The following is a 23493-nucleotide window of genomic DNA, read 5'->3' as shown; positions in this document are numbered from 1 at the left end:
GTGAAAAAATGTTTACTCATCTTTATTATCTTCGTAGTTTCTTGTTCTTCACAGAACCAATCTCCGTTTTATTTTTATGATGATTCTTTAGGAGAGATTCCTGAATTATTTTTTGAATATGGAACGAAGGATTCTTCACTCAGTTTGCCAGATTCAAATGAAATATTCCATTATGAAAATGGGATTTTTTGTGTGTATTCAATTCCTATCTCTTTATACAAACTAGAATTAGGTGCAAAATTCAGAATTTGTTCCAAACTGGATGAAGAGAGTTCCAAACGTTGGAAAACAGGGTTTTCTCTCTTAAAAAATCAAACATTAGAATATCCAACTTTTTTAGAATCTGGCAAGGGATGGAATCTCTCCTTCACGACATTTGCGAAATGGAAAGAAAAACGAAAGGAGATTATACCTATTCTAGAGTGGAAGGAACAAGTGTTCTCAACAGGCCTTGTGACATACCAAAGTTTTGCAATCCCTCATCCCATTTTTTTGCAAAAATCAAATACAGAGTGTGAGGTTGTTTACCGTTCGTATTCGCTCTCTGTTTCGGAAAACCAAACCCCAACGATTGTATTCGAAATTCCTTGCCCTCATGTGGAGAAAGTTCTCGATATAGTCTTAAGCCAGAACCAAACCTGGATTTCCAATTGTGAGATTGATTCACCTAACATCTCTGAGATCTTCCGTCATTCCGAATCTGATTACATACGTTATTTAGAATGGGAGAACACAAAAGACAAGGTCATTTGTCCTTATGCGGAAACAATCGAAAGGGAAAAGGATGGAGTCACAATCACATTCCAATCGGAAGACTTTCGAAAACGTAGCCGTGTGATGTTACCCAACGGAATTTTACTCTTATCCGACCATCCAAAATACCAAGGAATATACATTCCCAAACAATTTTTATCACAGCTGGGATCTAAGGAAACCATCCGATTTGGGGAATCGATTTTGAATGATACCTCGTTTGATTTCCACCAAGGAGGGGAATATTTTGCAAAACAGTGGAGAACCAATTCTTGCCGTGACCAAAAAAAACTATGGGAGAGTGAAACATCCTTTTGTGGGAATCCTGGTTTACCTAACAACCTAGAACAAAATATGGAACCAAATACAATCCCTCAGTGTATTCCAAGTCAAATCCAACTCACGGAATTTTATCCGGGAAATGATTCTGATCCAAACTTCCCTTTCCCTGCTTATTTTGAATTTCGCAATGAAGGAAGTTCTTGTGATTTATCTTCTTTAAATTGGATTTTGAATGGAAATCTTTATCCATTTTCAGCAAAAGAGGAAATTTTAAAACAGAATGGAATATTCCTATTCACGAGGGAACTTTGGTTAGGTTGGAATCATTTAGAACGAGAAAAACCATTTTATATCCCCAAACAAGTGTTCCAAATCCCTTCTTTTCTCATCCAAAATCGAAAAACGGAAGAAAGTATTTCCTTTCAGTTTGATCCAAGTCGTTTCCATTTGCTCCGGAAAGGAAACCAAAATCGTTTTTCCATCCTTGTCCAAGAGAAAGAATACCCTCATCCCCGAATGACGAGTGATCCAAGATTACTCAATTATGGATTTCAGCTTAGCCCAGGTGTACATGAAACAAACCAAATACAAATGATTGGCAGTTCCCTATTAGAATTTGCACAAAACCCATATCCATTTCTTGATTTCGGATTCTTTGAAGGGGAAGAGGGCATTGGTTTCTTTCAATCGAGTGAAAAGAAAGACTATTTCTATTGGAAGCAGAGTGGCAGAAAAACGGAAACGTTTGGTTACGAACCAAATCTATGTAACGGTGAAAATATTTACCATTTACCTACTGGTTTTTTTGGTGAATCATTTAAATCTTTGTTGTATACCGATAAAGATACATTTAACAACCGTTTAACTGTCTGGAATGATTCCCTCTTAAAAGAAAAATCATACGATGGTTCTCGTTCCCTTCACCCCGAAATTACACCCATTCTTTTTTCATCCTCAATGGTGAGTTCGATTCCTTGTCCAGGGTTATGGAGGAGTCCAGGTTCTGAAAAAATTTCCAGTTTGGAAATTGTAAAATTAAAAGACCAAGCAGGTTTCTTGGCAAATTCAACGTTAGGAAACCTTGGTTCTATTTATTTTGGAAACCAAAGACAGAAATCGGTAATTTCTGTGATACCGATGTTTAGTTTACAGTTTAACTTAGATTTGACGAATCTTCTCTTTGGTCATCCCGAAGAACAGATGTATGTTTATTTCACACATCCCAATCTTATCAAACCAGTTGGATTTTTGGAGAAAAAAGGACCAATACAAATTGAAGCTATTTATCCGAATCCTTTTCTTTCGCAGAATGAATGGGTTTACGTATGCAATCGCTCTGGAAACACAGAGGATTTAAGTTTGTATAGTATAGAAGATGAAACTTCAACGGATGATTTGGTTTCTTACCAATCACGGTTTCCGAATGAATCTCCTATTGGTAAAAATGGGAAAGGATTTATCACAAACGATACCGTTTTACCACCTTCCAGTTGTGCCTGGATAGTAGATCCTGATGGTAAAGATTGGTATTTGCCGATCTTTCATTCAGAATCGGATCGATTGTTCACGGTTGTCACAACACAGACTATCGGAAATGGAATCTCTTCTGGTGAATTCCTCCAACTGAGAAAAAAAAATAATGGGGTTCCCATCCTCATTTCTTCCTTCGGACATAAGGAAAGTCCATCAAACTTTCGTAAAACGGTGAATACAGGAGAATACCTTTGGTTAAAAACGAATGCAGATGGGACATCTCCAGATGACTTTGAAGTTTACCGTGAGGAAAATTGAAACCGTTTCCTTGTTTAATGCGAGTTATACTCTATTTTCTTGTTTTGACTTCTATTCCTTTGACAAGAGTTTATGGAGTTGGCCTTGAGTTTGGTATATATGGATTCGAATTATTCTTAAAAGAAAAACAAAATACCAAACCATTGGAAGTTCCCAATTGGGATTTTCATAACCAAAGATGGGGGCAAGTATTTCGTAACGATGCCTATTTGAATCGAAGCTCGGGAGAGTCAGGTTTTGTTGGTTTAAAAGATAAGAATAACCGAAACCAAATCCATTGGGATCTGGATGCCAAGCTCACAACAGGACCAGAAACTGGATTACGTAATTATTACTTAGGAAAAAATCATTTTTTAGGTTACCAATCCAAATTGTTTTTTTTAGGTGTGGGCCGAAGGGAACACTTGTTTTCACCTAAAAGTTTTTCCACTCAATATGATGGAAGTGAAGGATTATTTTTAGAAATAAAACCTGAATCAAATCTTACATTTCAATTGATGATTTGGGATTTTTATTCTGGTTCACTTCTCCTCTCGAAAGACCAATTTCATGGTTTACTTCGTAAGGAATCTTCTTCCGAATTTTTGACATCCGAAAAAAAGAATGAAGGGTTTAGTCGTTCCCATCATAGGAGGCATAGTTTTGGAATCCATTATGGTGAATCTAATTCTTTACGATTCGGTGTTCATTACTTGGAACTAGGAAGTTTTGGGCCTAATACAAAAGACCATCCAAGTGAAACAAAGAAGAATTCTGCAGATGGGGATTCTCTCTTTTCGGGGAATTTTGGATTTGGAATTCAATTTGAAACCTTATCCTTTGCATTTGATTTTTTGTGGTGTAAGGGGAGTGATAGGACTCGTTCCCAAATCGCAGAGAAACCAGGAACTATTCCAATTGCAGGTGAGGCAATCCAAATTGGCACTGAATTAAAGTTAGGTGATTTTAAAATAAGAAGTTCTCATTTTCTCTCCGATACTGCAGAAACAAATCAAAACCATCAAATTGTAAAAGAAGGTTATATATCCATGGGAACACACCCAAGCCAAACTCCCTATTTATCCCAGATCTTTCGAATGTTTCCGTCGGCCGCCGTCACTGAATCTGGGTACGAAAAAAACTTTGCCCTGATCGAAGGAAGAGCCTTTGGGTATTTAACGGAATTGGTCCTTTCTTACCAATACCAACAAGTCATTGTTAAGTTAATCGGAAATTATTTTGTGCCTTACCACCAAAATGGTTTGCTAGATGGTCGGATCCATTTTCAAAAAAGACAATTTGAGAAATTTTTTGTGGCAGAAGGAATGTTGGAAGTGGCACTCAAAACTGAGGAAGGGTTTGAATTAGGAGTTGGGCTTTCTCAGTTATATCTACCGGAATCCATGGGTATCAGCTCTAATTTTGGATATGTCTATGGAAGGTACCAAATTTGAAAATGGATAGAGATATAAAGTTTGTTCCTTTCGTTTCATTTCTGAGTGTATGGTTTGTTTTGAATTGCCATCCGTCAAAATCAAAACTAGATTTATCTGCATTTTTATTTCCAAGTCCACTGAGTGAAATTTATTTCTCTTATCCAGGTCGGAATGTAGCAAAAGAAAAAAAAAGAATCGTAAGAGATGTGATTCTTTCTGAAATTCAAAAGTCAAATGAATCCATTCGTATGTATCTATATTCGATTGATGACTATGAAATCATCTCTGCCCTTTATTCCAAAAAAAGAGCAGGAGTGAATATCCAAATTTATGGCGACAAAGATGAGGATTACAAGGAACTAGAATCGTTTGGATTCCAAGTACAACGTTGGGAAGGTTCAGGGATTCACCATACAAAGATTATGTTATTCGATCGAAAAAGAATGTTCCTTGGTACAGGAAATTTTACCTCGCATGGATTGGAAACAGATCACAATGTCTATTGGATCCAAAATTTAAAACTTCCAGAATACGATGCACTTGTAACCACATTGGAAGGTAAAAATCCTCTGGGAACGGTCGAAGTAGGTGATTTAAGATATATATTTGCACCAGACGCAGGGTTTGAAATCCAAACTCAGATCCTTGAGGCAATTGATTCGGCAAAAGTATCCATACAATATTTGATTTATTCTCACTACGATCCGGTCATAAGTTTAAAGTTATTAGAAGCATCAAAACGTGGTGTGCGGGTTTGGGGAATTTATAACTCACCAAAACAAACAAATCCTGAGGCAATTTATCTAAGCCAACATTTGCCTTTCCCTTCTCAAATCTGGGAAGACGGTAATGTCGACTTTGTGTATGAAGAGAATACATACAAAGGTGGACTCTTACACCACAAAACAATGATAATCGACGAAAGGGATGTTTATGTTGGGTCTTATAATTATTCTGTATCAGCAAGGGACAATAACAAAGAAGTTTTTGTCAAAATGAGTCACCCTCTCATTACGAAAGAATTTTTACAGGAATGGAAACGGATCGAAACAAATGCCATTCCACTCTCAGTGGACAATGTTTCTCCCAATACAGACCAAACTTGGGAGTTACATTCTTTTAAGATAAAACGATTTTATAATCCCTTGTACGAAACAAATTTGTTTTTCCAAGAAACAGGAAATTTTGACTCTAACTCCAATGCCCTTGCAAAACCATACGAACAATCGTTAGGTTTGGTTGGGATTCCAAAAAACAATGGTTTGGAAAAGGAGTGGGGAAGGTTTGATAGGGAAAGTGTCGAAACAGATCCAATTTGGGAAACGAGTGAAGGAACGGATATAACCTTACGTTTACAAAATTACTTCCTTGGAACACGTGTGAGTCTTTCCAATGGAGAAAAAATCCAATCCATTTCCATTTGGGACGGAAGTAATCCAAAAGAATTGATTCCAATCGATCCTAACTCCATAGCAGTGGGAAGGTCAAACTTTAGGCAGGGTAAAAATCTTTGGATGTGGGTTCGTACAGAAAAACGAACCATATCCTTTTGCCATACCAAACAAAAAAATACCATTCCAAGATGGATGGTATTTCTGTTAAACCGTTTGCAGGTTAAACAGAAGCAATCTTTAGTATGTTCTAATGACTAGTCATTCCATTTTATCTTCAATGATGGGAACCAAAATTTTGGCGATATCCTCTTGCAATTTCATGTAGTTATTGATTCCTAAATGTGTGATCTGTTTATTCACATCATTTAACATCGTTTGTATGAGAAGGATAAGAGTGTGTTTTTTATCTTCGGGAAGTTTCGAATCATGGATCAAATCAGACATGGCTTGTCCAATTTGTCATGGAAATGAGAATTTCCAAGCATTTTTAAACCCAGTTTTTAAGCTCTAGTTCTTTTAGTTTGGGTGCCATCCGATACGTAAACATCACAATGAATACCGTCATCGTGGCTCCAAACACAACAGAACCAACTGTCCCTAAAAATTTAGCAGAAATACCTGATTCAAAGGCACCAATTTCATTGGAGGAACCAATGAACACTTTATTGATAGCACTCACTCGACCACGCATATCTTCCGGAGTCATCGTTTGCATGATGGTCGAACGGACTACGACCGAAACACTATCGAATACACCTGATAAAAATAAAGCGAATAGGGAGAGATAAAAAGAATGGGATAAACCAAATACCAACATACAGATCCCAAATCCAAACACACACGAGAGTAAAACCTTTCCTGATTTTTCTAGTGGTGGTTTGTAAGTTAGGTAATAGGCCATAATCAAAGCACCAAAAGAAGGTGCTGCCCGCAAATACCCAAGTCCTTCCGAACCAACAAATAAAATATCCTTTGCAAATACAGGAAGAAGGGCAACGGCTCCACCAAATAAAACAGCAAACATATCGAGTGCCATGGCACCTAACATGATCTCATTTTTTAAAACAAATTTTAAACCTTTGAGTAAGCTATCTTTTAGTGGTTCTTTCACTTTTGATTCAGGTAAACTTCGTTTTTTAATCCAAAAGAATAACAGGAAGGGTAAACCAATGCAAATGGAATCTAGTCCATAAGCCCAATGAATCCCCAAACTCCCATACACAATTCCACCAAGAGCAGGACCAATCACAGCACCAGCTTGGAAAGATGTTCCCATCCAAGCTGCTGAATGTGGGTAATGTTCTCTTGGCACAAGTTGGGTAACAAAACTAAATATAGCAGGGGAGATAAACCCTCGAGCAATCCCGGAAACCAAAATCACTAAAAATATCGGATATGCTTTATAAGTTTCCAAGAGATAAAACAATGGACCCGTAAATGCAAATAAGGTAAGGGAACAAACGAGTAAAAAAAACAGACAGACAACAATGATATTTCTGCGGTCTCTAAGGTCTGCTAGGTGGCCAGCATAAAGAGAGACAAGGATTGAGGGAATGGCTTCAAATAATCCAACGAGACCGAGATCCAAAACACTCCCAGTGAGTTCATAAACCTGCCAACCAACAATTGTTGCTTGGATATTGATCGCAAGGACCATAAAAAATCTTGCGACAATAAAAAACCGAAAGTCTTTATGTTGGAAAATGGCTAAAGAAAGATTTTTTTTCATCTCTATTCAGCCAATGTTTTCTTACAAAATCAGGGTGCAATTCACAAATTGTGGACTAGGATTAATTCGATTCACTTCCCAATTGGAAATTTAAAGTTTTTACTGGTTCTTCATTTCCTACATTATCCACTGCATAATAAAACAATTGGAAGGAACCTTTACATTCCGATTTTAAACCCAATACCGAAACATCCGTTGTAAAAGATTTAAACTCAGATTGGGTTCCTGATTGGCAGGTGACCGAATACAGAATGTCTTTGACTCCACTTCGATTGTCTTTTGCTACCAATCGGATGGCAGAAGTTGGGGATAAAAAGTTTGTATTCCCTTTTCCTTTGGTCATCGTACCCATCCATTCTACATTGGAAGTTGGAGGAATCGTATCTCTAATAAATTCAACGATTTGAATTGGTTCCTTGTTTCCCGCCATGTCCACAGAGAAGTAAAATAATTTGTATTCTCCTTCTTCTGTAAAAGGAATCGAAGCTAAGGATTTCGCAGAATTCCATTGTCCATCATTCACTCGGTAACGAACTTCTGCAATTCCCGATGCATCATCGGTAGGTGATACATTGATATGGTCTCTCGTTAAATACCGAGAACCAACTTCCTTTTCTTTGATAATCACAAAACTATCGTTAGAGATGACGGAGACTTGTTTTTTCGGAACTGGTTTTGGTTCAAATGTTTTTTTGGTTACAAATTCTTTTGGAACAGACAAAGGAGAACCAGGGTCCACATTTGTAGAGAACACTTGGGTCCAGAATCCTTTTGCTCCATATTCACCTAACCTGCGAACACGAAAGTATTCGAAGTCATCTTTCGGAGTTATAGTGATTCGGTTCCCTTTGAACTGAATCACCTCTGGTGGTTTTGGCGCAATTGATGCTTCCGTTTCACTTGGTTTTTCTTGCCAAAGTTCCAATTCAAAATTGGCATCGGCTTCCGCATCGATCAGGATTCTTAGTTCCCTTTTTGGTTTAGAATCTACGGAACTAAATATCAGTAATAATAAACTGAGGACTAATGTTAATTTTTGTTTCATATCCCTTCTATTCTTCTTTGATACGAGGTGCTTCTGGAATTTTATAAGGTTGTACAGGTGACTTTCCTTTTTCGACGAAGGTTGCCATTCCTTGTGTGAGTTCTACTGTTTTCCCTTGTGCATTTACATCCACAACACCTTCGAAACAAGAGATTGTGGAACTTAATTTTTCATCGAGTTCTACTCTGAACTCAGTCCCTCTCACACCGGCAGTAGAAGAAGGGCTAACAATATTGAATTTATGGTTGGCAGTTGGTGGATCACTTTTCGTCACTTTTGCATCGAGGCTTCCTTTAAAGAGAGCCACTGTAACAGGACCACCTTTTTTCTCTTCACCTCTCACTTCAAAATGGCTATTGTTTAAGATGCGAACCATTCCAACTTGGTTGATGTGGATGTCCGTTTTTCCTTTTCCATTTGTTTTGATTTGATCATTCGGATGTAATTCTTGGCCAAGTTTGAGTGGAGTCCAAGGTCCTTTTCCACCAGTACCATTCCATTCCACTTGTCCCATCACAAATTCCGTCACACCTACAACTGCCTTTCTTAAAAAAACAGGCACCACAAGAGAAAGACCTGGTTTGATCAAATCAGGATTGGGGATTTTATTGTATTTCAGAAGTTCTGGCCAACGTTTCGGGTCTGATAGGTGGCGTTCCGATATGAGAGAAAGAGTTTCTCCCTTTTGGACGGTGATGGTAATGGGTTCCAATGCCGCATCTGGTTCTGCCATCACTGGGAATTGGCATAACATTATGATAAGTACTAGGATAGTTTGTACGATGGACTTTCTCATATACATACTCTCTCAAACTTCTGTTTAAATTTCCAGCGATTTCGTAAATCTTGGGGATTTTTCTAAACGAAGATTTCCATCAAAGGATTCGAATGATCTAAAGAATCGAACCAAAATTTCCGAATCCAATGAAAATGTACCCTTATCGAAGTTAGTTTCTAGCCTTCTTGTAAAAAATAAATTCCAAGTGCAGCGGCCATATGAGGGTGATGGATTATTCCATCAAGTAACAGTTGTTTGACTTCGTCTGGAGATTTTAAAACGATTTCAATGTCTTCTCCTTCATCAAACTCAACATCGTGGAGTTGTTCCACATCATAGGCTACGTAAGAATACGACCAGTTGGTGAACATTGCCGGATTGCCAGAAAATTTTGACAATAATTTGATTTTCTTTGGATCAGTTGCATAACCTGTTTCTTCTCGTAACTCTCGGATGACGGATGTTAACTCACTATCTGGTCCTTCTTCATCCACGATGCCACCTGGAATTTCTAAACTGTCTTCACCAATCCCATGTCTGTATTGTTTGATGAGTAAAATTTCACCAGATTTGGTGACGGGAACCACATTCACCCAGTTTTTTGATTTTAATACATAATAGGTTTTTTCTTGTTCCGAACGTGGCAGTTTGATATCGAAAGATGCCAGAGTGTAAATGGGAGTAGGGAATAGGTCTTTCCAATTTTTTCGTTCTTTCAATTGATTTCGTTCCTTAGTTTCAATTTGGTACCACCTCCAATGCAATCTTGTGTTCAAAGGATTGACTAGCTTTTTTTAGAAGTTCCAATCTTACTCCTTGCTAGAAGAAGCATAGTTTGAAAACCTTTCCTTATGAAATTATACGGTAGCATCACTTCCCCTTACGTCAGACGCATTCGTTTCCTTTGTTTAGAACTCGGGATTCCTTTCCAACTGGTTGATACGATGACAGAATCTGGGCAAAAAGAACTCAGGGAAAAAAATCCACTTTGGAAAGTGCCATACTTAGAAACAGATGATGTCAAAATCTGGGATAGCCACACCATCACTGATTATATTTTGGAAACAAAAGGACCTGGTAAGTTTCGTCCGAAAGCAGGTGACCATTTTTACCGAGAGGCAAATCTACTCACAGCCATTGACCAAGCTCTTGACAATGCCATTCTCCTCTTTTATTTGAATAAGGAGGGGATCAAACCGGATGCCGCTCCTTACCTAACTAAAAATGCACTTCGGATCAGTTCTATTTTGGAATTCATTAAACGGGAGTTAAGTGGTAACTATTTCTTTTCCGATGGGAAAGTGGGTTTATCTGAGATCGCACTGTATTCCACATTGGATTGGATGCGATTTCGTTCTGTATTGCCTATTCTCGAAGAGGAAATTTTTGTCAATTTTCTGAATTTCCATGGTCCTAACAAATCTTGGATGGAAACGGCACCTAAGTAAACTTCTCAAACCTTTTTTACTCGACCCCATTTGATTTCACTGGATTATGTCCCTTACTGGACTCCCTATGAAATTGAATGCGGCACAAATGGAAGCTGTTTCCACCATCCAAGGTCCCCTTCTTGTCTTTGCCGGAGCAGGGTCAGGGAAAACCCGCGTCATTACCAACCGGATCGCCCATATGGTGGAGGGAGTGAAAATTCCAGCGAGTAAAATCGTCGCTCTCTCTTTTACCAATAAAAGTGCAAAGGAAATGGCTGAACGTCTGCGAAAGATGGTTCCAAGGGAAAAACTGAAAGGGATCACACTTTCTACCTTCCATTCGTTAGGCCTAAAGATCCTAAAAGAACACATCACAAAACTAGGTTACAACGAAACGTTTTTACTCTTTAACGGGACTGACCAAGAAGCCTTTGTTTCCGACCTTTTAAAATCCAAACGCCTGGATCCGAAAAAAGTTCCCCCGAAAGAAATCCTGCGACGTATCTCGTATGCTAAAAATACGCAAGTCCACCCCAAGGACAATGGCCTCACAGGTGAGTTTGATTTAGTAGCTGCTGAAGTTTTTTCCCTGTATGAAGAGGGACTCAAAGAAAAAAATGCCATCGACTTTGACGATTTGATTTTACTTCCCAAACGGCTGTTAGCTGAATTTCCTGAAATTGCAGCCTATTACCAAAGAAAACACGAATACTTCCTTGTGGATGAGTTCCAAGACACAAACCAACTCCAATATGAATTTTTATCTCTCTTTCGTGGGAACAGTGATAACCTTTGTGTGGTAGGCGACGATGACCAAAGTATCTATGCTTTCCGCGGATCCAATGTGCAACTCATCCTCAATTTTGAAAGGGAATTCCCTCATGCAAAAGTGGTGAGGTTACTTGAAAATTATAGGTCAACATCACTCATCATCCAAGCTGCAAACTCTCTCATCCAAAACAACAAAGGCAGAAAGGAAAAAACCTTGTACAGCCGGATTCCTTCCGCCGAACGAGTGGAATACTATGAAACTGCGGATGAAAGGGAAGAAGCCATCTTTGTAGCAGGCAGAATCCAAACCTTACTCATCAAAAATGAATTTAAGGGAAAAGAAATTGCCATCCTCTTTCGTACGAACTTCCAATCACGCCCGTTTGAGGAGGAACTTCGTAACCGTAGTATCCCTTACAAAGTAGTGGGTGGTTATAATTTTTTTGATCGGAAGGAAATCCGCGATTGTATTTCTTACCTTCGTTACGTGGCAAACCCAAAGGATGATTATTCCCTCCTTCGCATCATCAACTACCCAAAACGGGGGATTGGTCCAGGAACCATGCAAAAACTCCAGGAAGAAGCCTTTACCCACAAACTCTCATTGTATGAAATCTTCCATAAAATGATTGAGAGTCCCGACTATTTGCCCGAAGTAAAGGCTAAGGTCAGACAAGAAATTTACCAATTTGTGGAACTAGTGGATGCTTTCAAAAAGAAGTTTGCCATGTCTCCGAAACTAGCTCCAGTCCTTCGGGAAATGATCACCCAGATTGGCTTCGAACGGGAAATTTCCATGGAAGAGACCGAAGAGAAGGTGGTCAAAGCCCGGATCTATAATTTGAGTGAACTTGTGAACATGTTGTCCTTTTTTGAAGAAGAAGAGGGCAGGGAAGGAAAGGCCACGATTTTTGACTTCCTACAAAGGTTAGTCCTCCTCATGGAAGACGAACCGAAAGAAGATGAAGAGGACAGACGGGTGCAACTCCTCACCATGCACCAGTCCAAAGGACTCGAATACGATTTAGTATTTTTAGTGGGACTTGAAGAGGGAATTTTACCGAACTCACGTGTTATAGAAGAAGAAGGGGAAGTTGTCGATGAAGAACGACGCCTTCTCTACGTGGGTATGACTCGCCCAAGGCGAAAATTGTACTTGACTTCGGCTCGTACAAGACGCAAATTTGGGGAGCAAATCGAGAGTGCCCCCTCTCGGTTTTTAAACGAGCTGTCTCAGGACGCTGTTCTTTTTTTCCCAATGGAAACGAAGGATAGAGACACGGAAACTAAGAATTTCTTAGAGGAATTAGACAAACTAAAGGTAGGCTAATGAAATCGATTCTCCCACTCACCCTCCTATTGTTGGTAGTGGCATTTGAAAATTGCGCATCAAACAAGGAAACCATCCGCCCAGGAGTTTCCAAAATCAACACAGGGTCTCATTTGGCCCAAATCGAAGCAATCGATGCTGATCTCAAATCCTCTACACTATCTGACGAATCCCGTGACAAATTAATCATCAAAAAGGGAAAGTTATTACTCGATTTAGGTCGTTATGAAGAAACGATCACAACCCTCAGCCAAGTGAACCAGGCAAAAGCAAATCCTGTGCAATTGTCTGAGTGGAATTTGGCAATGGGAAAAGCCTATATTGGAAAAAACGAATATAGCAAAGCCATCCAATTCTTAAACCAATCGGAAAAACTCGATAAAAACACGAACCTAATGGAACGTAAAAAACTTGTGGTGCAATCCCTTGTGGCAGAAAGAGAGTATTACCCCGCACTTGCGACTCTTACCAAAACCTACACAAAAGGGAATCAGAAAAAAGACGAATTCTATTATGAAACGGCTGCAAAGACCTATCTCAAAATGGGTTTCGAATACAAAAACACTGGTTTTTACCAAAAAGGATTACAAGTAGCAAACCTTGGTTTGGAAGAATTTCCAAACAATGAAACCTTAAAGTCCATTCAAAAAGAATGTTTGGAAGTGTTACAGCCGGAGGGCAAACTCTAAGATTTTTTGGAACGTTTTTTCCCAACACATCGTTTCCTTGAATGGAAACAAAACTTAGAATTCGTACTCAATAGAATCCGTGAAAACAAACGGGTTCTATTTTCATTTATAGCTCTTGGTTTTGTATTTTTTCTTTTTGTCCTCTCATACTATGGTTTAGAATTTTACCTTCGTAACTACAGGATTCCACTCGTAAAACTTCGTAAGGTTGTGGCGGCAACCATCAACCAAGAATTAGGCAAAGCCGTTGACATCGGTGTACTCGATTTTTCGTTAAGGGAAGGTCTGATCATTGAAGATTTGGTTGTTTCAAACGAAGAAGACTTTTCGTTTAACGACCATATGTTGAAGGTTAAAAAGGTAACCTTTCGACTCTCAAGTTATTTCAAAGAATCTCCTACGGTGGAACGGATTGATTTTTACAGTCCACAATTAGTTTTAAACGAAGATACCAGTTTAAGGAATCGGTTAATCGAGTATGCACAAACGAGTCGGATCAAAGACATCCGATTCCACGATGCAAAACTCACAGTTAAAAAATCAGATACAACTTTGGTGGATTGGAAAGAAGGTTGGGATATCGATTTACTTCGAAAAAACAAACGTCTTTATCTAAAATATACAAATGGTTGGTTTTGGGTTCCGAATACAACTCGAATCAAAGGTGAAGGTGAGTTTTCCGAGACCAATTTGAATGAATATCAATTTGAATTTTTTTGGAAAAATTATCCTTCAGAGGAAGCAATTTTACTCACCAATTATTTGTTTGGTGCTAATGTTCAATCTGCAGTTTTATCGGGGGAAGGTAAAATATCTTCCAATCCAAATTCTGGTTTTGTGATGGATGGGGAGGTTGAATTCGAAAACTCATTCATCATCATTCCATTTTTTGAAAACTATCTCCTGGAAGGTTTCCGGTTTCGTGAGAAGTTCCATTTTACCGAAAATTTAGAAGAGCGAGAATTCATTGGGAATGAGTTCCAAATCAAATCACAAGTATTGTCTCAGATGGCGAAGGAAACTTTGCTTTTTCGCAAAATTGAATTTCAGATTGGGGCTTTAGAAGATATATTTGAACATGTTACTGACATTTCTGGATTTGTTCGTTTCCCATTGTTTGGTGAATTGCGTGGAAATATTGAATTAAAGGAAACGGGTGAAAAAAACAAATGGTTTTCTCTTTCTGGGGAAGTGAATGGAAATGAGATTAAACTTGATTCTTCACTTGTGCAAATTGAAAATACAAAACTTTCATTCAAATTTAAACCAAACCAAGAATGGGATTTAAACTTAGATGCTGAAATATTTGGGAAACCTTCTCATTTAGTAGGATCTGGATCTTCTGATTGGAGTCGTTCCAAAAAAATAGATGGATCTTATTATTACCCAATGACTTCCAAATCCAAACTTAGTTTTCAGACTACGGAACTAACGGCGAATGATTGGAAACCATTATATGAAGATTGGAAAAAAGAAACTTTAGAAGAAATTCGAGAAAGGCAAGAAAAACTAATTCCAGAAGAGTATTTTTACCAAACAAAACTCTACAAATACTTTTTAGAATCCATGAATTTTGATTTAGGTATCCACATTACAAATTTTTATCCTTACCGAGGGGCAAAATCTTTAGGAGAATCAAAAGGTAATTTTACAGTCAAAGATGGTAGGTTTAATTTCAACTTAGGTTTGGGAAATGTAGATTCGAAAGTTTCCATGGTTTCTTATTTCGCAAGTAAAACACCTAACTTTAGTTTGAACTTACTATTAAAAGAATACCCATGGTCGGAACCTTGGATGGTCATGTGTGGCACCGAACTTAAACCTACCAATGTGAGTATGGATTTTAGTTTCAATAGCATTGGAAGTGATTATTATATGTTGCATAAGGATGCTAGGACATCCTATTCCTTAAAATTATTTGGAATCAATTTAAAGGATGGAGATTTGATTGTAAAGGGCAATGTGGATTTAAAACCATTACAGTCACCATTTGATATGGAATTTACTCTCAATCGATATTCCGATTTGGATTATTTATCCGATGTTGTTGTCACCAGTGGAAGTGGGGCCATCGATCTAAAAGGGTATGGTAATAATAAAAATGGCAATTACCAGATGACAGTGTATGGCCTGATTGGTGATACTAGAGGGAATTTTTCGATTTCAGAGGAGGAGAACAAATGCTTGTTCAAATGAGATTTTTAGTATTATTTTCCATTTTGATCTTAGGTATGTTTCAATGTTCTGAAAAGTCAAACCCAGCTGACACTGTCCCGAGCCTAAGCAGTTTACCAAATTTTAAAGGTGAGTGGACCCTGGAATGGGAAAACAAAATCCACCAACTCCAAATTGATCCAGAAGAGAAAAATGTATTCATCGATGGGAAGGAAGGTTTGGAACTTGATATGGATTCGGTTGGGATTCGGATTCGGGCTTTCGACGAAGAGTCAGTCAAAGGTTATTTTTTGTATTCTGATATCAAACCAAAATCATGGATTGGCACTTGGGAAAACCGTGTTGTTCGATTAATCCGAAGGAATTGATTTTAAAAGATTTTGGATTTCTCTTGCCGCTTTTTTCGAAGCATTATTTGTTCCCAGTTCTCTTTCTTTAGCCTCTCGTAAAATACCTTTGATTTTATTTCTGAGTTTTGTATTGGAAAGGATTTTCCAAGCCTCAGAAACAATGTATTCTGGTTTACACTCATTTTGAGTGATTTCACGGCAAACTTCTTCCCCACTCAGAATATTGGCAAGACCTATGAACTTGGACTTCATGAGTAGTGAACCTAAAAAATAGGTAAATAAACTGACTTTATACAAAATCACCATTGGAGTTTCAAAATACAAACCTTCTAATGTTGCTGTCCCTGAAGCAATGAGGAGTAGGTCACTTGCTTCCATCACACGAAGAGAGGAATTCCAAAGATAGTGGATTTGGATATCTGGATGTGTTGTTTTGACAAGATTGATTTTATCTAAGATAAAACTTTCTTCCTTCTGGTTGATATTCGGAAGTAAAAATACAATTTTCTTTTTTTCTACCTTACATTGTTCGTGGAGTAAAACTGCGGTTCCTAGAATGGGATCTATGAGTCGATGGATTTCTCCTTTTCTGGATCCAGGTAATAAACCCACCGTATAACCATGGTGAGGGTCCGGAAGTTTTTCTGGAATCACTGGCTCTTTTTTTAATTTTTCTGGAATCCTTTTGGTAATGGGGTGGCCTACAAATTTTGCATTCACACCATACTCATTGTATATCTCTTCTTCAAATCGAAAAAGTGTTAGCATTAATGCAATGTGTTCTTTGATAAAAAAGATTCGTTTGAATTTCCAAGCCCAAATTTGTGGAGATACATAAAATACGGTTGGAATCCCACGTAATTTTAGCTCCTTCGCCAAACGTAAGTTAAATCCAGGGTAATCGATTAGGATGGCAAGCTGAGTTGGTCTGTGTGTGGTTTCGTCTAACAATCGATAAAAAACTTTTTTTAGAAAACTGTACTTTTTAATCGCTTCAGAAAATCCAATCACACTGAGATTTTCCATTTCTTCCAATGACTCAAGGCCATTTTGGATCATTCCTTCTCCACCTATCCCATAAAAATGGTAATCAGGTTCGATTAGTTTTAATTCTTGCAAAAGATCTGCGCCAATGAGGTCACCTGAATGTTCTCCTGCGATGACTAGAATGTTTTTTTTAGAATTAGATCGATGTGACTTTTTTTTGGCTACCATTGAGAACCTTACTTCCATTTTTACCGAGGACACAAAAGTTTAATTTGTGTTTTGTGGCAAATTCGATTGTTTCTTTCGGATTGACAACAAGCGTTTCACCTTCCCTGATGCACAATGTTTTACATCCACTTTCTAACATCACTTGGAAGGTGTGAATTCCGATGGTTGGTAAATCAAATCGTTCGTCCTGTTTTGCTTTTGGACTTTTGCAAACAACTGCATCACCTTTTTTTTTGGTGTAATGGCCACCACGACGAATGGTTTCGTCCGTTCCTTCCACTGCTTCCACAGCGATGACCGATTCATCACTCACAACAACCATTTGGCCGATATCCAAATCAGCCATTTTTTCAGCGTAGAACATTCCAAATTCAATGTCCTTTAGTTCTTGGGTGCTGAATTTTTTGGGTGTGTATCTTCCTTCTTTGAGGAGGAGAGACTGTAAGTAGATCTTTTGTGAAATCACTTTTACTCCCATCGCTTCAAACTCATCGGCAATCGCAAGGAAAATGGGGTAATCATTTCGGTTGATAGTTTTGGCAAGGATGGAAAGTGCTTTGAGATCAAATTTGAGTTTTTGGAAAAGGAGATCCTTTCTCACTTTTCCAAGCATCAGGATTCGCGAGATTTTTTCTTTCTGGATGGTTTTTAAAATTTTCCCGACTTGGGTGATGTGGACGGGAATGGTCCTAGACTCGTGTCCTCGTGGAGAAAAATCTGATTCGATGAGTCCCAAAAACAATGGATCCTCGCCGCTAGCGAGAGCTTCCAACATTCCTATATGGGGGAGCTCTCCACCACCAGCGATGATTGCCAATCTACCTTTTGAAGCCAATGCTGGTCCTTTTATGCGTTACCAGAATCGCTAGTAGAAGGTGTGGATGGGGTACTTTCTTTTTTGTAGTCTGTGACGTAAAATCCTGATCCTTTGAAAATGATCCCTGCACTTGCCGAGATTCGTCTTTCTACAGAACCTTTTTGTCCACAAAGGCATTCCGTTAAAGCATCTTCCTTCATGGATTGTACGTGTTCAAAGTCTTTTCCGCATGTGTTACAGTGGTAGTCGTAAGTTGCCATAGTATCTCCTCTAATGGATTCCTGTTCTCACTTCAAATAATAAGACATGGTCTCTGTTTGGTTTGGTCGCAAGCGGAAGGCAAATCTCCCAAGAATACTTGCCTGCTTCAAGCATGGTTTCAGAGAGAGGATAGGATCGAATGGATTGGATGAGGCCAGTATTCCTCCTCCAGAGGCTTGCGCTCCATTTGTCACCTTGCCTGTTTTCTATATGTAAGGACAGATTTTCTCTCCTTTTGGCACCGTCGAGGACATAACGGTTTTTATTGACCCAAATCGAAGTTTGGTCGAGAGAGATTGAGTATGCTAAATGTTCTAAGTGGTTGTATTGGACGTGAATTTCGATAAAGGGAATGGGAGTCTCTGAATCGGTTGGCATAAAAGAGAATTCAAAATAGTTTTTGTTCCCGGAAAGTTTTTTACAGATCCTTTGTGAACTTGGGTTTTTGGTGTCTGATCCATAAATGGGAAATCCTGTTTCTCCATATACGCGAATGGATTCCCTCGGAATGTAATTTCCAAAAAAAGTTTGTGGGATTTTTTTCCCGTCCCATCCTTCAAAATCAATCCGAATCTCATTGTCTACCGCTTTGAAACGTTTTTCAAATTCACTTGTGAGAGTTTCATCCGCTAAGGTTTCCTTTAAAAACCCAGAAAAAACCCATGCTGTTTTTTGTGTGTTTGGAAAATAACATCGTTTCCAATGTCCTTCGTTTCCGGCGATGGTTTCTTCTGCACCATCTTCTTCCAAACAGATTGTAGGTTCTGGTTCACTTACTTTTCCCACTTCACTATTTTCCCTTCCAGGCCCACTACGAAGGTTTACATTTTTTCCTCGAATGGTGGCTGTTTGGTGGTAAAGATTGGTCCCTGAAACTTGTGATAAAAAATGTAAGGTTTGTAAGAGAAATCCTGTTTCAATTTCGCCTATCGGTTCAAAAGGAAAGGTAAGTAAGTGTGATAATGCATCACTGAAACTTTCTTCCATACCTCTCGGATCTTCTAAAATCAATAAAAGTAGGAAATGTGTGACTTCCGCCTTAGGTATGGGTTTGATGATGGAATTGATTTTTGTGATGAGTGCACGTTTGTAACCAGTTCCATGTTTTTTCAAATGAGAAAAATATGGATCTTCAATATGGTAATAAGTCCCTCTTGTGGTGTCCCATTCTAAAAGTTTCGTATCATTTCTTTTTTGGAAAAACTGTAAGAGTTCTTTTTGGTTGTCTTTCCCATTGATTTGTTTTTCCAATTGGGATAAGGATTGGGATAAAATCGTTAGTTCTAACTCACTTGTTGGAATTTCGGATTCCTTATACAGTTTTAAAACTTTTAAATAAGAACCTGATTGGTGGAGATCGTAAGCTTTATCATCTCGTTCTCGGAAATCAACAAAGGTGTAAGTGAAAAGGATAACGAGTAAAAAAAGGAATCCAATAACAAAAAAAACACGGGAGCGAATCAAACGTTACCTCCCGTTTTTCTCTTAAAGATTTTCAGGAAGGAGTTTGGCTCGGTCCACTCCGTATTCTTCGAATAATGCATTTTTTGCCACATAGTATCTGTGTAAATTGATGTTGTAGTCAACTTTTGCTCTTACAAGTGATAACTGGTCTTGTACCAATGTGTCCAGTGCATTTTTTACGGCAAGTGCATTGAACCTGCCTTGTTGGAAGGAACGTAAAACACCATTATAGTATTTTTTAGATTCCTCTTCCGTACGTTTTGCATTTTCCATCACTCGGAAAGATGCTTTTAAAATATCAATTCTTGTTTTGACATCATCCGAAACGGCTTTGACCAAATCAGCTTCCTCTAACGAAACCTGTCTTTTTTGGATTTCTGCATCACGGATTCCAACTTTGACCCCTTTGTCCATGATGGGGTAACTCAAGTCAAGAGACCCTTGCATCACTGGGTACTGGTAGGAAAAAACGCCATGGCGGCTGTCTGAATAATTATTTTGAGGGCTAATGGTATTTTGAGCTTGGTAACCATACGTTCCCGCTGCTTTTAACGATGGTAGGGCTTCGTTTTTTGCCATCTTCATAGCAAGTTCTGCGTTTTCTTTTTTCCTTTGGATGGCACGGAAATCAGCTCTGTGTTTGTAGGCGTAGTCGATATCAGATTGGTAGTCCAATTTGTCTGGTAAAGTTTCAGAAAGTGGAGTTGTCTTTTGGAACACAGTGTCTTCAGGAAGGTTCAGGGAACGAATGAGTTTTCGTCTCGCTTCTTCCTTTTCGGCACTTGCTTGGGCCATTTGGCCTTCCACTTGGGAAAGTAGGGCATTCCATTGGTTCACTTCGAAACTTTCCGAAAGTCCAAGCCCTTGTTTACGAATCGTTAGATCCCTTACATTTTTTGTATTTTTTAACAATTGTTCGAAGGTTTGGTATCCCGATTCTTTTACAGAGTAATTCCAATAATCAACAAGAGTAGATACCACTTTGGAAGCAACTTGGTCTTCCATTTGTTCCCGCATGATTTCTGTTTGGTTTTCTAGGATTTTTTCCATATTCCTTTCATTGGCACCAAACGCATTTTTAAGTAAGTCTTGGGCAATGGTAACAGATAAGGAATCCGTATAAAGAGGAGGGAGGCCTAAAGCTGTAAATCCAGCAGGAGTTTGGTTTGGATTTTCAAACGCATTTGAGTCAAAACGTTGTGACCTTGCTTCTAGTTTGAAGTAAGTTCCTGTTGTGAAGAGTTTTTCAAGACCAGCACTGTATGTGTTGGTTTGGGTTTTTGTTCCCGTGAAGATGTTGTTTTGGTTAAAAGGAAACTTCTTTTGGTCGATTTCTGCTTTGGAAATCGCACGCCAAGAATACTTGGCTTCAAATTTCATCAAATTGGTATCAGCTTTTGCTAATTCCAAACGTGCTTGTAACACTTCGCGGTTGTTTTCAATGGCATACCGAACCGCATCCTTTAAACTTAAGGTAAACCCTTTTTCGTCCGATTCGGCAGCGAGAAGGCCGAAGGAAATGAAGAGAACCAATGCACTAGAAACCCATGAACGTTGTTCCATACTCTTAATTCAGACTCCTCATTTCCCCTGCAAAGTTGTTTTTTTTGAAAAAAGCCCTTATTTTTTAAGGGCCAATTTCATTTTATCTCCTACTTCCCCAATATGAGCACAAATACTCACACCAGCATCTTGCATTGCTGCAATTTTGGAAGTGGCAGTTCCCATTCCCCCTGAAATGATCGCACCGGCATGGCCCATACGTTTTCCTGGAGGAGCAGTTTGACCTGCAATAAAACCTACAACTGGTTTTTTCACATGAGCTTTGATGTAAGCAGCAGCTTCTTCTTCCGAAGTTCCACCAATTTCACCAATCATCACAATCCCTTCTGTATCTGGGTCTTCGTTGAGGAGACGAACCGCTTCTACGTGGTTCATCCCTGGAACTGGGTCTCCCCCGATCCCAATACATGTGGACTGGCCAAGGCCTGCCGCTGTGAGAGAAGCAACGGATTCATATGTTAAGGTTCCTGAACGGGAAACGATTCCGATGTTTCCTGGAGTGTGGATAAATCCTGGCATAATTCCCATCTTTACATTATAACGAGGGTTAATGACACCTGGGCAGTTAGGTCCCACAAGTTTTGTTTTGGAATTTCGTAACACACTGTACACTTTTAACATGTCGTGAGTTGGGATTCCTTCTGTGATACAAACCACAAGAGGGATTTCAGCAAAGATTCCTTCTAGGATGGCATCCGCAGCAAATGGAGGCGGAACAAAAATGACAGCAGCGTTTGCTCCGTCTTCCTTCATTGCGTCTTTGATGGTATTGCGTACTGGTGCAGTTTTTCCGAACTCAGAAGTCCAAATTTGTCCACCCTTTCCTGGTGTAACACCTGCTACCACTTTGGTACCATATTCTAACATTTGCGTTGCATGGAAGGATCCTTCTTTTCCAGTGATCCCTTGTACAACGACTCTTGTATTTTCATCTACTAATACAGCCATGTTTTTAGTTTCCTATTTTTTGATTAGGGAGACAATTTTGTCTGCCGCGTCACGGAGTCCTTCTACTCCCACAATGTTCATACCAGATTCGTTCAGGATTTTTTTCCCTTCTTCTGCGTTGGTTCCTTTCAATCGAACCACAACTGGTACCGATACGTTTACTTTTTTAGTAGCTTCGATGATACCAACCGCAACACGGTCACATCGAACAATTCCACCAAATACGTTCACAAAAATTCCTTTCACATTTGGATCGGAAAGGATGAGTCTAAATCCGTTTTCCACAGTAGTAGGGTTTGCTCCACCTCCCACATCGAGGAAGTTAGCAGGTTCTGCACCAGCAAGTTTTACGATGTCCATAGTTGCCATTGCAAGACCGGCACCATTCACCATACAACCGATGTTTCCATCTAACTTCACGTAGTTGAGGTTGTATTCTTTTGCTTTTACTTCGTAAGGATCTTCTTCCGAAATGTCACGGAGTGCTTCGTTGTCTGGGTGACGATAGAGTGCGTTTTCATCCAAGTCCATCTTACAGTCACCTGCAATGATTTCGTTTTGTTTGGTAAGGATGAGGGGGTTGATCTCTAAAAGTGCTGCATCTTCTTTGATGTAAGCATTGTAGACAGAATTCACAAGGGCAGTGAATGATTTTTGTGCTTCTGCAGGGATTCCAAGAGCAAATGCAAGTTCTCTGACTTGGGAACCTTGGATTCCAATTCCTGGATCAATTTGGATTTTGATGATTTTTTCTGGGTGGGTTTCCGCAACTTCTTCAATTTCCATACCACCTTCAGTGGAAGCCATGATAATGGTTTTGCGAATTGCTCTGTCGAGGAGGATGGAAAGGTAATATTCTTTTGCGATTTCAAGTCCTTGTTCTAAATACACCTTGAGGACTTTTTTCCCTTCTGGACCCGTTTGTGGGGTGATGAGTTGCATTCCGAGAATTTTCTCAGCTGCTGCTTTGGCATCGTCTTTTGTCTTCGCGACCTTAACTCCGCCACCTTTTCCTCGTCCACCTGCGTGGATTTGGGCTTTTACCACCACTACTGGTGATTTTTGGACAACTTCGCTGTATGCCTTTTCGAAATCACCGACTGTGTCGATGACCTTTCCGAATGGAACGTTGGCATTGTGTCTACGTAGGATTTCTTTGGCCTGGTATTCGTGGACTTTCATGGATTTCCTTATGTCATTGGTTCGTCCGAAAGCTTTCGCCAACGGATCACTAGGGTAAGCCTCAAGGGTTGGGTGAGATTGTCAAGACGGATTGAAAGGAAGTGAACAAAG

General features: G+C 39.1%; 20 protein-coding genes. 8 read left to right on the top strand and 12 right to left on the bottom strand.

Going from position 1 to position 23493, the window contains the following annotated elements; translation table 11 throughout:
* The 3 genes from ND812_RS13160 to ND812_RS13150 are packed head-to-tail and all read left to right on the top strand — an operon-like array spanning position 1 to position 5893.
* Positions 1 to 2826: an LIC11755 family lipoprotein gene (locus ND812_RS13160; protein WP_265375815.1), complete on the top strand. Its 2826-nt coding sequence runs from the start codon at positions 1 to 3 to the stop codon at positions 2824 to 2826.
* A gap of 17 nt (positions 2827 to 2843) precedes the next feature.
* Positions 2844 to 4259, top strand: a complete 1416-nt coding sequence (locus tag ND812_RS13155) for an LA_2168 family protein (RefSeq protein WP_407658549.1) — start codon at positions 2844 to 2846, stop codon at positions 4257 to 4259.
* A 2-nt stretch (positions 4260 to 4261) separates the two neighbouring features.
* Positions 4262 to 5893 carry a phospholipase D-like domain-containing protein gene (locus ND812_RS13150; protein WP_265375813.1) on the top strand — a complete coding sequence of 544 codons (1632 nt, stop codon included), beginning with the start codon at positions 4262 to 4264 and terminating at the stop codon, positions 5891 to 5893.
* Here ND812_RS13150 and ND812_RS13145 read toward each other — a convergent pair whose 3' ends face one another.
* The 5 genes from ND812_RS13145 to ND812_RS13125 all read right to left on the bottom strand — a co-directional run bounded on the left by ND812_RS13145 (position 5894) and on the right by ND812_RS13125 (position 9906).
* Positions 5894 to 6079, bottom strand: coding sequence for a hypothetical protein (locus ND812_RS13145; RefSeq protein WP_100727218.1), 186 nt, complete (start codon positions 6077 to 6079; stop codon positions 5894 to 5896).
* A 43-nt stretch (positions 6080 to 6122) separates the two neighbouring features.
* Positions 6123 to 7364 (bottom strand): MFS transporter, encoded by a 1242-nt coding sequence (locus ND812_RS13140; protein ID WP_265375812.1) that lies wholly within the window; start codon positions 7362 to 7364, stop codon positions 6123 to 6125.
* 61 nt (positions 7365 to 7425) lie between these two features.
* Positions 7426 to 8409, bottom strand: coding sequence for an LBF_2017 N-terminal domain-containing protein (locus ND812_RS13135; protein WP_265375811.1), 984 nt, complete (start codon positions 8407 to 8409; stop codon positions 7426 to 7428).
* A 7-nt stretch (positions 8410 to 8416) separates the two neighbouring features.
* On the bottom strand, positions 8417 to 9205 hold the full coding sequence (locus ND812_RS13130; RefSeq protein WP_265375810.1) for a FecR family protein: 789 nt from the start codon (positions 9203 to 9205) through the stop codon (positions 8417 to 8419).
* 158 nt (positions 9206 to 9363) lie between these two features.
* The gene (locus ND812_RS13125) at positions 9364 to 9906 is read right to left on the bottom strand and encodes an NUDIX hydrolase (RefSeq protein WP_265375809.1); all 543 of its coding nucleotides are present in this window, start codon (positions 9904 to 9906) and stop codon (positions 9364 to 9366) included.
* 132 nt (positions 9907 to 10038) lie between these two features.
* Between ND812_RS13125 and ND812_RS13120 the strand changes: the two genes are divergently transcribed.
* From ND812_RS13120 to ND812_RS13100, 5 genes are all read left to right on the top strand, one after another.
* A complete protein-coding gene (locus tag ND812_RS13120) occupies positions 10039 to 10635 on the top strand; it encodes a glutathione S-transferase family protein (protein ID WP_265375808.1) in 597 nt (198 codons plus the stop codon).
* Positions 10636 to 10702: 67 nt separating this feature from the next.
* Positions 10703 to 12718, top strand: coding sequence for an ATP-dependent helicase (locus ND812_RS13115; protein WP_265357605.1), 2016 nt, complete (start codon positions 10703 to 10705; stop codon positions 12716 to 12718).
* Positions 12718 to 13407, top strand: coding sequence for an LIC12587 family lipoprotein (locus tag ND812_RS13110; protein ID WP_265375807.1), 690 nt, complete (start codon positions 12718 to 12720; stop codon positions 13405 to 13407). Before ND812_RS13115 ends, ND812_RS13110 begins: the two co-directional genes overlap by 1 nt.
* Before the next feature lie 6 nt (positions 13408 to 13413).
* A complete protein-coding gene (locus ND812_RS13105) occupies positions 13414 to 15603 on the top strand; it encodes an LIC_12586 family protein (protein WP_265375806.1) in 2190 nt (729 codons plus the stop codon).
* Positions 15588 to 15950 (top strand): hypothetical protein, encoded by a 363-nt coding sequence (locus tag ND812_RS13100; RefSeq protein ID WP_265375805.1) that lies wholly within the window; start codon positions 15588 to 15590, stop codon positions 15948 to 15950. Before ND812_RS13105 ends, ND812_RS13100 begins: the two co-directional genes overlap by 16 nt.
* On the opposite strand, the gene lpxB is transcribed toward ND812_RS13100, so the two are convergent.
* Genes lpxB through sucC form a run of 7 tightly spaced genes read right to left on the bottom strand, consistent with a single transcriptional unit; the run spans position 15933 to position 23382 of the window.
* Entirely contained in the window at positions 15933 to 17147 is a 1215-nt protein-coding gene (gene lpxB, locus ND812_RS13095; protein WP_265375804.1) for a lipid-A-disaccharide synthase, read from the bottom strand. The genes ND812_RS13100 and lpxB overlap by 18 nt on opposite strands.
* Positions 17116 to 17982 (bottom strand): LpxI family protein, encoded by an 867-nt coding sequence (locus ND812_RS13090; protein ID WP_265375803.1) that lies wholly within the window; start codon positions 17980 to 17982, stop codon positions 17116 to 17118. Before ND812_RS13090 ends, lpxB begins: the two co-directional genes overlap by 32 nt.
* 11 nt (positions 17983 to 17993) lie before the next feature.
* Positions 17994 to 18224: an FmdB family zinc ribbon protein gene (locus ND812_RS13085; protein ID WP_265375802.1), complete on the bottom strand. Its 231-nt coding sequence runs from the start codon at positions 18222 to 18224 to the stop codon at positions 17994 to 17996.
* Between the two features lie 10 nt (positions 18225 to 18234).
* A complete protein-coding gene (locus ND812_RS13080; RefSeq protein ID WP_265375801.1) occupies positions 18235 to 19689 on the bottom strand; it encodes an SH3 domain-containing protein in 1455 nt (484 codons plus the stop codon).
* Positions 19690 to 19710: 21 nt separating this feature from the next.
* A complete protein-coding gene (locus ND812_RS13075; RefSeq protein ID WP_265375800.1) occupies positions 19711 to 21252 on the bottom strand; it encodes a TolC family protein in 1542 nt (513 codons plus the stop codon).
* A gap of 57 nt (positions 21253 to 21309) precedes the next feature.
* Positions 21310 to 22200 (bottom strand): succinate--CoA ligase subunit alpha, encoded by an 891-nt coding sequence (sucD, locus tag ND812_RS13070; protein WP_100727205.1) that lies wholly within the window; start codon positions 22198 to 22200, stop codon positions 21310 to 21312.
* A 12-nt stretch (positions 22201 to 22212) separates the two neighbouring features.
* The gene (sucC, locus tag ND812_RS13065; RefSeq protein WP_100727204.1) at positions 22213 to 23382 is read right to left on the bottom strand and encodes an ADP-forming succinate--CoA ligase subunit beta; all 1170 of its coding nucleotides are present in this window, start codon (positions 23380 to 23382) and stop codon (positions 22213 to 22215) included.
* Positions 23383 to 23493 lie beyond the last annotated feature (111 nt).

The sequence above is a fragment of the Leptospira limi genome, from assembly GCF_026151395.1.
In the GTDB taxonomy this organism is placed as follows: domain Bacteria; phylum Spirochaetota; class Leptospiria; order Leptospirales; family Leptospiraceae; genus Leptospira_A; species Leptospira_A limi.
The sequence above is the reverse complement of the archived record's forward strand: the minus strand, read 5'-3'. Positions and strand labels throughout refer to the sequence as shown.

Bases quoted from the DNA above. Each gene is read 5' to 3' on its own strand.
- ND812_RS13135 (WP_265375811.1), bottom strand. From the start codon at position 8,409: ATGAAACAAAAATTAACATTAGTCCTCAGTTTATTATTACTGATATTT.
- ND812_RS13130 (WP_265375810.1), bottom strand. From the start codon at position 9,205: ATGAGAAAGTCCATCGTACAAACTATCCTAGTACTTATCATAATGTTA.
- sucD (WP_100727205.1), bottom strand. From the start codon at position 22,200: ATGGCTGTATTAGTAGATGAAAATACAAGAGTCGTTGTACAAGGGATC.
- ND812_RS13120 (WP_265375808.1), top strand. From the start codon at position 10,039: ATGAAATTATACGGTAGCATCACTTCCCCTTACGTCAGACGCATTCGT.
- ND812_RS13110 (WP_265375807.1), top strand. From the start codon at position 12,718: ATGAAATCGATTCTCCCACTCACCCTCCTATTGTTGGTAGTGGCATTT.
- ND812_RS13140 (WP_265375812.1), bottom strand. From the start codon at position 7,364: ATGAAAAAAAATCTTTCTTTAGCCATTTTCCAACATAAAGACTTTCGG.
- ND812_RS13145 (WP_100727218.1), bottom strand. From the start codon at position 6,079: ATGTCTGATTTGATCCATGATTCGAAACTTCCCGAAGATAAAAAACAC.
- ND812_RS13155 (WP_407658549.1), top strand. From the start codon at position 2,844: ATGCGAGTTATACTCTATTTTCTTGTTTTGACTTCTATTCCTTTGACA.
- ND812_RS13075 (WP_265375800.1), bottom strand. From the start codon at position 21,252: ATGGAACAACGTTCATGGGTTTCTAGTGCATTGGTTCTCTTCATTTCC.
- ND812_RS13085 (WP_265375802.1), bottom strand. From the start codon at position 18,224: ATGGCAACTTACGACTACCACTGTAACACATGCGGAAAAGACTTTGAA.
- ND812_RS13100 (WP_265375805.1), top strand. From the start codon at position 15,588: ATGCTTGTTCAAATGAGATTTTTAGTATTATTTTCCATTTTGATCTTA.
- ND812_RS13115 (WP_265357605.1), top strand. From the start codon at position 10,703: ATGAAATTGAATGCGGCACAAATGGAAGCTGTTTCCACCATCCAAGGT.
- sucC (WP_100727204.1), bottom strand. From the start codon at position 23,382: ATGAAAGTCCACGAATACCAGGCCAAAGAAATCCTACGTAGACACAAT.
- lpxB (WP_265375804.1), bottom strand. From the start codon at position 17,147: ATGGTAGCCAAAAAAAAGTCACATCGATCTAATTCTAAAAAAAACATT.
- ND812_RS13150 (WP_265375813.1), top strand. From the start codon at position 4,262: ATGGATAGAGATATAAAGTTTGTTCCTTTCGTTTCATTTCTGAGTGTA.